The sequence below is a fragment of the Frankia sp. CoWAU3 genome (assembly GCF_977971855.1).
Map to the genome: position 1 here is coordinate 8,204 of NZ_CDWWXB010000065.1, position 4,107 is coordinate 12,310.

Annotated in this window: 3 protein-coding genes and 1 pseudogene; all 4 read left to right on the plus strand. The window is 71.3% G+C overall.

What is annotated here, in order from left to right; genetic code table 11:
• Positions 1–215 (plus strand): annotated as a pseudogene (locus AC08ON_RS08410) (UDP-N-acetylmuramoyl-tripeptide--D-alanyl-D-alanine ligase); the annotation flags it as partial.
• A gap of 49 nt (positions 216–264) precedes the next feature.
• Positions 265–1,332, plus strand: a complete 1,068-nt coding sequence (gene mraY, locus AC08ON_RS08415; protein WP_011435854.1) for a phospho-N-acetylmuramoyl-pentapeptide-transferase — start codon at positions 265–267, stop codon at positions 1,330–1,332.
• A gap of 4 nt (positions 1,333–1,336) precedes the next feature.
• A complete protein-coding gene (murD, locus tag AC08ON_RS08420; RefSeq protein WP_476607079.1) occupies positions 1,337–2,734 on the plus strand; it encodes a UDP-N-acetylmuramoyl-L-alanine--D-glutamate ligase in 1,398 nt (465 codons plus the stop codon).
• Between the two features lie 2 nt (positions 2,735–2,736).
• Positions 2,737–4,107 (plus strand): putative lipid II flippase FtsW (gene ftsW, locus AC08ON_RS08425; RefSeq protein WP_476616740.1); only part of this gene is annotated, 1,371 nt, incomplete at its 3' end.

The following is a 4,107-nucleotide window of genomic DNA, read 5'->3' on the forward strand; positions in this document are numbered from 1 at the left end:
GCCATATCCACCTGGGCGCCTCGCTGGAAGGCTCCTGGGACGGGGAGTCGGTGGAGGTGGCCGACACCGAGGAGGCGGTGGCCCTGGTGGCCGCGCAGGCCGGACCGGACGACGTGGTATTGGTCAAGGCCAGCCGGTCCTTCGGGCTGGAGCGCGTCGCCGAGGCGTTGGTGACCAGATTCGGCGTCCTCGGCGCCGGGATCGAGGGGACATGACGGCGGACGGCTGGCTGCACACACGCGGACCCGCGCGGGTGACGCACGCGTGAGAGGCGTTCTTATCGCGGCCATGGTCGCGTTGGTCGTGTCGTTGCTGGGCACACCCTGGGTGATCCGGCTCTTCCGCCGGCAGGGATATGGCCAGGAGATCCGCGAGGACGGGCCGTCCAGCCACCTGACCAAGCGGGGCACCCCCACGATGGGGGGCACTGTCATCATTGTCGCTGCCCTGGCCGGGTACTTCCTGGCCCACCTGGTGACCGGCATCGGGTTCACCGCGTCGGGTCTGCTTGTGCTGATGGTGATGACCGGGCTTGGCCTGGTCGGCTTTCTGGACGACTACATCAAGATCCGCAAGCAGCGCAGCCTCGGGCTCACCGCCCGGATGAAGTTCACCGGGCAGGCCGCGGTCGCGATCGTCTTCGGCCTGCTGGCCGTCCGGTTCAAGAACGACGCCGGGCTGCTCCCCGGCTCGACGTACATCTCGATCGTGCGGGACACGAGCCTCTCCGTCGGCATCATCGCCTTTCCCCTGCTGGCCTGGATCATCATCGCCGCGACCTCTAACGCGGTGAACCTCACCGACGGCCTCGACGGCCTCGCGGCCGGCACCTCGGCAATGGTGTTCGGCGCGTACGTCATCATCTCCTTCTGGCAGTTCGGCAACCTGTGCGAGCCGCACGCGGCCGAGGCGGGCTGTTACCTCGTGCGTGATCCCCTCGACGTCGCGCTGGTCGCGGCGGCTGCGATGGGGGCCTGTTTCGGGTTCCTGTGGTGGAACGCCAGCCCGGCGAAGATCTTCATGGGGGACACCGGGTCGCTCGCGCTGGGCGGTGCCTTCGCCAGTATCGCGATTGTCAGCCGGACCGAGCTGCTTCTCGTCGTCCTCGGCGGCCTGTTCGTCATCGAGACCCTGTCCGTGATGATCCAGGTCGCCTTCTTCAAGGCGACGAAGAAACGCGTGTTCAACATGGCGCCGATCCATCACCATTTCGAGCTCGCCGAATGGCCCGAGACGACGGTGATCATCCGATTCTGGATCGTCTCGGGACTCGCGGTGGCCTTCGGCCTGGGCCTGTTCTACGCGGAGTTCCTCTCCCACGGAGGTGGCTGACGCCATGACGGGCGACGGTCAGGGCCCGGGCGACCTCACGGCCTCGATCTCCTGGGCGGGTCTGCCCGTGCTGGTCGTCGGGATCGGGGTCTCCGGGCTCGCCGCGGCCCGGGCGCTGCTTGCCCGCGGTGCGCGGGTCCGGGTCGTCGACGCCGGCGACTCCCCACGTCACCAGGGTGCGGCCGCGACGCTGCGGGCGCTCGGGGCCGAGGTGAACCTCGGCGGCCTGCCGGCCGGCCCCGGGGACAGCGCGCTCGTGGTCACCTCGCCCGGCGTCCCGCCGACGGCCCCGCTGATCACCGGGGCGGCCGGCGCCGGGATCCCGGTCTGGGGGGAGGTGGAGCTTGCCTGGCGGTGGCGGGGTGGGAGCCGGTGGCTCGCCGTCACGGGAACGAACGGCAAGACGACGACCACCGAGATGCTCGGCGCGATGCTCGCCGCCGGGGGCCGGCGATCCACCACCGCCGGGAACATCGGGACCCCGATTGTGGACGCGGTCGCAGCCGAGCCGCCCTACGAGACCCTCGCGGTGGAACTGTCCAGCTTCCAGCTCCATTACACCCACACCATGGCCCCCCTCGCCGCGGCCGTGCTCAACGTCGCCCCCGACCATCTCGACTGGCACGGGGGCGCGGCGGCCTATGCGGCAGCGAAGGCGGGGATCTGGCGTAGTCCAGGGACGATCGCGATCGGCAACGCCGACGACGCAACCAGCGCGGACCTGCTCGCCGCCGCTCCGGGGCGGCGGGTCCTGTTCGGTCTCGACCCGGCGGCCCGGCCGCGGCCCGGCCTGACCGTCGTCGACGGCCATCTCGTCGACGACGCCTTCGACGGCGGGCGGCTGGTCGCCGTCCGTGACCTCGTGCTGACCAGTCCGCACATGATCTCCAATGCGCTGGCCGCCGCCGCGCTTGCCCGCGCCGAGGGCGTTGGCCCGGCCGCGATCGGCGCGGCGCTCGTCGCTTTCCGGCCCGGCGCCCACCGCAACGCCGAGGTGGCCGTCATCGACGGGGTCCGCTGGGTGGATGACAGCAAGGCGACGAACCCACACGCCGCCGCCGCGTCGCTGGCCGGCTACCCCTCGGTGGTGTGGATCGCGGGCGGCCTCAACAAGGGCCTCGCCTTCGACGATCTCGTCCGCGACGCGCGCCGGGTGCTGCGCGCCGCGGTCCTCATCGGGTGCTGCGCCGATGAGATCGCCGCCGCTCTCGCCCGACACGCCCCCGATGTCCCCGTGGAACGGGCTGACGGCATGGACGATGCGGTGAAGGCTGCGGCGGCGTTCGCGACCACCGGTGACACTGTGCTCTTGGCGCCGGCCGCGGCCTCGATGGACATGTTCCGGGACTACGCGGCGCGCGGAGATCTGTTCGCGGCGGCGGTCCGCGCACGAGAGGGGTAACCGTGGCGGGGTCGGGAGCGTCGTCGCCGCCGTCCACCGGGACGTCGGCGCGGCCCGCGCGGGCGGCGCGAGGGCCCAAAGCCGTGCGAACAGGCTCCGCGGCCGAGCCCGACTCCGCCGGCGTCGGGGGAACCGGCGCGGCGGACGGGGCCGAAGCACGGCTGCCGCTGCTCGACCGGCCGTTGGCGTCCTACTACCTGCTGCTGTCCTCGGCCGCTCTGCTGCTGGTGCTCGGCCTGGTCATGGTCCTGTCGGCGTCGAGCGTGCGCTCCTACGCCGACTTCGGCTCCTCCTACACGCTGTTCATCCGGCAGGTGATCTGGGTCGCGATCGGTCTGCCGGTGGTCGCCGTCGCCTCCCGGCTGCCCGTGCGGGTCTTCCGCGCCTTTGCCTACCCGTTGTTGCTCGGGACCGTGCTGATGCTGATGGCGGTGCTCATCCCGGGTATCGGCAGCGTGCGTGGTGGCGCCCGCCAGTGGATCGTCGTCGGGCCGATCACGATCCAGCCCAGCGAGTTGGCGAAGATCGCCCTTGTGCTGTGGTGCTCGGATCTGCTGGTCCGCAAACGGCGGCTGCTGTCCGACCCCAAACACCTGCTCGTCCCGCTGGTCCCGGTGTTCCTGTTCATCGACCTGCTGCTGCTGCTGGAACCGGATCTCGGCGGGGCGATCTGCGTGACCGTCGTGCCGTTGACCGTGCTGTGGGTGATCGGTACCCCGATGCGCCTCTACACCGGGATCCTGGGATCGATGGTCGCGGCGGCGTCGGTCCTCGCCGTGGTCGAGCCCTACCGCATCCGGCGCCTGCTGTCGTTCACCGATCCGTTCGCCGACGCGCACGGCGACGGCTTCCAGGCCGTACAGGGCATCTATGCCCTGTCGACCGGCGGCTGGTGGGGGGAGGGCCTCGGCGCATCCCGGGAGAAGTGGCCGCAGTTACTGCCCGCGGTGCACACCGACTTCATCCTCGCGATCATCGGCGAGGAACTCGGGCTGGTCGGCAGCCTGGTGGTGGTGGGCCTGTTCGGCGTGCTGGGATACGCGGGCCTGCGGATTGCGCACCGTTGTGACGAGCTGTTCGTCCGGCTCGCCGCCGCGGGGGTCACCGCCTGGATCCTCGTCCAGGCGGTGGTCAACATAGGTGCGGTCGTGGGTCTGCTGCCGATTACCGGCGTCACCCTTCCGCTGGTGTCGTTCGGTGGCTCCGCGTTGCTGCCGACCCTCGCGGCCCTCGGCATGCTGCTCTCCTTTGCCCGGTCCGAGCCGGCCGCGGCCGAATTCTTGTCCCGACGGGCCGAGGAACGCCACGCCGCGCGTCTCGCCGCGTCCGGCCGGCGCCGCCAGCGCTGGCGGCGCCGCCGGGAGCGGCGCGCC